Below are 4,037 nucleotides of genomic sequence, written 5' to 3' on the forward strand. Positions count from 1 at the left end.
GTCAAAGACATCTTGATCAACTGCGGCTATCCGCTGATCGAGCGCTTTCCGCTGATGGTGTTCACCTCGGCCGGGGTGCTGCTGATCGGCTTGGTGCGCTGGTACCTCGGGATGGCGACACGCACTGGAGCGGCCGACACCATCGAAACCGACGCCGACACCGGCACGCGAGGTGGCGGAATTGCGGCGAAAATCGCGTCGCTGTTCAGTCGTGATTCGGCCGACCAGGCCGAGAAGAAACCCGCGAGAAGCTCACGGCGGACCCACGCAGTGGGTCAGGCGAAGTCCGCGAGGGCGGCCAGCCGAGCTCGGCCCACCAAACGGTCGGCGCCCACCCGGTCCCGCCACGCCCGACCGCCGCTAGATGAGCAGCCCGACCCCACTGTCGAGCGCAGGCGACGCCGTCGCCCCACCCATGCCCGAGATCTGGATGCCGCCGAGCCGCCAGCCACCCCGCGCCGCCGGCCGCGGCCCCCGCGCGATCCGGACCTTCGTGGCCAACCGCCACGGGAAATCCGTCGCGATCCGCACGGGCGCAGCAGCCGGCCGACTACTCGCACCAGCCGCTTCGACCCGTACGAGCCGCTGGACGCCTACGATCCGCCCCCGCGCCGTCGCACAACATCGAACGCTGGCAGTGGCACCGGTGCGACACACCACCCCATCTCGCGGGTCCGCTATCGCGCAGCTGGCGGCAACGAGGAGAGCGACGCGGCCCCGGAAACCCGCTCCAGCAGAACACCCAAATCCGCGGCTGAATCGTGGGAATACGACATCTGAGGTCTCGCGAGACGACGCAAACGCACCCAGACTCGGCGCGATTGAGAGGCGTTTGCGTCTGTCCGCCGTCAGGCCCGGGCGGGGCGGATCTCCCGCGGTAACGCAAACACCAGCGTCTCATTGGCGGTGGTCACCGGCTGCACCAATTCGTAGCCGTATTCAGCCAGCCGCTCCAGGACGCCGCGCACCAGGATCTCGGGCACCGAAGCGCCGGAGGTGACGCCGACCGTGGTTACGTCGTCGAGCCAAGCCGGGTCGATGTCGTCCGCGCAGTCCACGAGGTGCGCGGCCCGGGAGCCGGCGCCGAGCGCCACCTCCACCAGCCGCACCGAGTTGGACGAGTTGGCCGAGCCGACGACGATCACCAGCTGACATTCCGGTGCCATCGCCTTGACCGCGACCTGCCGGTTCTGCGTCGCGTAGCAGATGTCATCGCTGGGCGGGTCCTGCAGCTTCGGGAATCTCTGGCGCAGCCGCTCGACGATGTCCATGGTCTCGTCGACGGACAGCGTGGTCTGCGACAACCAGATCACCTTGTTCTCGTCGCGGACCGTCACCTTGTCCACGGCGCCCGGCCCGTCGACCAGCTGCACGTGGTCGGGGGCTTCGCCGGCGGTTCCGATGACTTCCTCGTGGCCCTCATGGCCGATGAGCAGGATGTCGTAGTCGTCGCGGGCAAAGCGTTTGGCCTCGTTGTGCACCTTGGTGACCAGCGGGCACGTGGCGTCGATGACCTGTAGTTGCCGCTCGGCGGCCGATGCGTGCACGCTCGGGGCCACACCGTGCGCGGAAAACACCACTATGGCGCCCTCCGGTACCTCGTCGGTTTCGTCGACGAACACTGCGCCGGCCTTGGCCAGGGTCTCCACCACATGCCGGTTGTGGACGATCTCGTGACGGACGTAGACCGGTGGGCCGTGCTTTTCCAGCGCACGCTCGACCGTCTCGACGGCGCGGTCGACCCCGGCGCAATAGCCACGCGGCTCGGCCAACAGCACCCGCTTACCCGCCGAGTGGTCGACCGCCGAGGCCGCGGCGCCCGGAATCCCCATGTTGACGGTCGGCGGCATGGCAGCCAGCGTACTTTCTGCCCGTGCAGGGCCGCCAGCTCGCGACGTCGGCTTGGCCTTGACCGTCGGTTAGGGCAGTCTTGGACTCATGGCTTCTGCACCGTATGGGATTCGGCTGCTGGTGGGTGTGGCGACAGTCGCCGTCGAGGAAACCAGGAAACTGCCGCGGACCATCCTGATGTATCCGATGACGCTCGCCAGCCAGGCGGCGCACATCGTGATGCGCTTCCAGCAAAACCTAGCCGAGCTAGCCATCAAGGGCGACGCGACGCTGGAGACCATCTTCCCGCCGAAAGACGAGCAGCCGGAGTGGGCCACCTTCGACGAGGATCTCCCCGAGGCGACCGACGAGGCACCGACTTCCCGAATCGACACCGCCGACAGCGAGCGCCGCGCCGAGGGACGCTTCGCGTTGTATTCGGTGTCGGATGCGGCCGAGAACAGCCGTGAGCCCGGTACCGCGTCCGAGGCGCCGACCAAGTCGATACCCGCCCAAAAGAAGCCGCCAGCCAACGCCACCGTTGCGGTTCCGCCCGTGGCCGCCGAGCTTGACTACGAGACGCTGACCCTGGCCCAGCTGCGAGCCAGATTGCACTCGCTGGACGTGGAAGAACTCGAGGCCTTGCTGGCCTACGAGGAGGCCACGAAGGCGCGCGCACCGTTCCAGACGCTGCTCGCCAACAGGATCACCCGCGCGACCGCGAAGTGACCCGAGCGGTGCCGGCCCAACCGGCGAATTCTCCCGAAAACCCGTTTCCGGTGCGTGCGGTGGCCGTACGGATTGCAGGCTGGATCGACAAGCTGGGCACCGTCTGGGTAGAGGGCCAGCTGACGCAGATCAACATCCGGCCCGACTCCAAGACGGTGTTCATGGTGCTGCGCGACCCCGCGGCCGACATGTCGCTGAATGTGACCTGTCCGCGGGATCTGGTGCTGGGCGCGCCGGTGAAACTTGCTGAAGGCACCCAGGTGGTGGTGTGCGGCAAGCCGACGTTTTACACCGGACGCGGCACTTTCTCCTTGCGGCTCAGCGAGATTCGCGCCGTCGGGATCGGTGAGCTGCTGGCACGCATCGAGCGGCTGCGCAGGCTGCTGGACGCCGAGGGGCTCTTCGATCCACGACTGAAGCAGCCTATTCCGTTCTTGCCCAACATGATCGGGCTTATCACCGGCCGCGCCAGTGCGGCTGAACACGACGTGACCACCGTGGCGGCCGCGCGGTGGCCTGCGGTGCGCTTTGCGGTGCGCAACACCGCGGTGCAGGGACCCAACGCCGTTTCGCAGATCGTCGAGGCGCTGCGTGAGTTGGATGCCGATCCGGAGGTGGACGTCATCGTGGTGGCCCGCGGGGGCGGCAGTGTCGAGGACTTGTTGCCGTTCTCCGACGAGACGCTGTGCCGCGCGATCGCAGCGTGCCGCACTCCGGTGGTCAGCGCGGTCGGGCACGAGCCCGACAACCCGCTGTGCGACTTGGTCGCCGATCTACGCGCCGCCACCCCCACGGATGCGGCGAAGAAGATCGTCCCGGATACGGTCGCCGAACAGGCTTTGCTTGACGACCTGCGTCGCCGCAGCGCTCAGGCGTTGCGCAGTTGGGTGGCCCGCGAAGAGCGCGCACTTGCTGCGTTGCGTAGCCGTCCGGCGTTAGCCGAGCCGATGACGGCACTGCGGACGCGTGCCGACGAGATCCACCGCGCCCGGTCATCCCTGCGCCGCGATATTTCCCGACTGGTCGACGCGGAGACCGAACGCATCGGCCACCTGGCGGCCCGGCTCGGTGCGCTCGGCCCGGCGGCCACGTTGGCCCGCGGCTATGCGGTGGTGCAGACGGTTCTCGCGTCCGGACCGGCCACGGTGTTGCGGTCCGCCGCCGACGCGCCCGCGGGCACCCACCTGCGGGTCCGGGTCGCCGACGGTGCCGTGGCGGCGCTCAGCGAGGGACCCACCGATGGGCGCTAAAAAACAGCGCGACGATGCTACGCCTATTAGTGCGCTCGGGTATGAAGAATGCCGCGATCAACTGATCGAAGTGGTGCGGCTGCTCGAGCAAGGCGGACTGGACCTGGATGCATCGCTAGCTCTGTGGGAAAGAGGCGAGCAGCTGGCTAAACGTTGTGAAGAGCACTTAGCTGGCGCGCGGAAGCGCATTGAGGACGCACTGGGCGCAAGGGACGCCGGGGAAACTTG

General features: G+C 67.8%; 4 protein-coding genes and 1 pseudogene. 4 read left to right on the plus strand and 1 reads right to left on the minus strand.

Going from position 1 to position 4,037, the window contains the following annotated elements:
* Positions 1-780 (plus strand): annotated as a pseudogene (locus VFA16_RS19725) (DUF6542 domain-containing protein); the annotation flags it as partial.
* 68 nt (positions 781-848) lie between these two features.
* Here VFA16_RS19725 and VFA16_RS19730 read toward each other — a convergent pair.
* Complete coding sequence (locus tag VFA16_RS19730; protein WP_324969444.1) at positions 849-1,850, minus strand: 4-hydroxy-3-methylbut-2-enyl diphosphate reductase; 1,002 nt, start codon at positions 1,848-1,850, stop codon at positions 849-851.
* Between the two features lie 88 nt (positions 1,851-1,938).
* Between VFA16_RS19730 and VFA16_RS19735 the strand changes: the two genes are divergently transcribed.
* From VFA16_RS19735 to VFA16_RS19745, 3 genes are all read left to right on the plus strand, one after another.
* On the plus strand, positions 1,939-2,559 hold the full coding sequence (locus tag VFA16_RS19735) for a lipid droplet-associated protein (RefSeq protein WP_324969445.1): 621 nt from the start codon (positions 1,939-1,941) through the stop codon (positions 2,557-2,559).
* 8 nt (positions 2,560-2,567) lie between these two features.
* The gene (gene xseA / locus VFA16_RS19740; RefSeq protein ID WP_414687772.1) at positions 2,568-3,809 is read left to right on the plus strand and encodes an exodeoxyribonuclease VII large subunit; all 1,242 of its coding nucleotides are present in this window, start codon (positions 2,568-2,570) and stop codon (positions 3,807-3,809) included.
* Positions 3,799-4,037, plus strand: a 239-nt coding sequence (locus tag VFA16_RS19745) for an exodeoxyribonuclease VII small subunit (protein WP_324969447.1), incomplete at its 3' end; no start/stop codon positions are given. The genes xseA and VFA16_RS19745, both read left to right, overlap by 11 nt.

Source organism: Mycobacterium sp. (assembly GCF_035653355.1).
GTDB lineage: Bacteria > Actinomycetota > Actinomycetes > Mycobacteriales > Mycobacteriaceae > Mycobacterium.

Coding starts and splice junctions, on each gene's coding strand:
- VFA16_RS19735 (WP_324969445.1), top strand. CDS start 1,939: ATGGCTTCTGCACCGTATGGGATTCGGCTGCTGGTGGGTGTGGCGACA.
- VFA16_RS19730 (WP_324969444.1), bottom strand. CDS start 1,850: ATGCCGCCGACCGTCAACATGGGGATTCCGGGCGCCGCGGCCTCGGCG.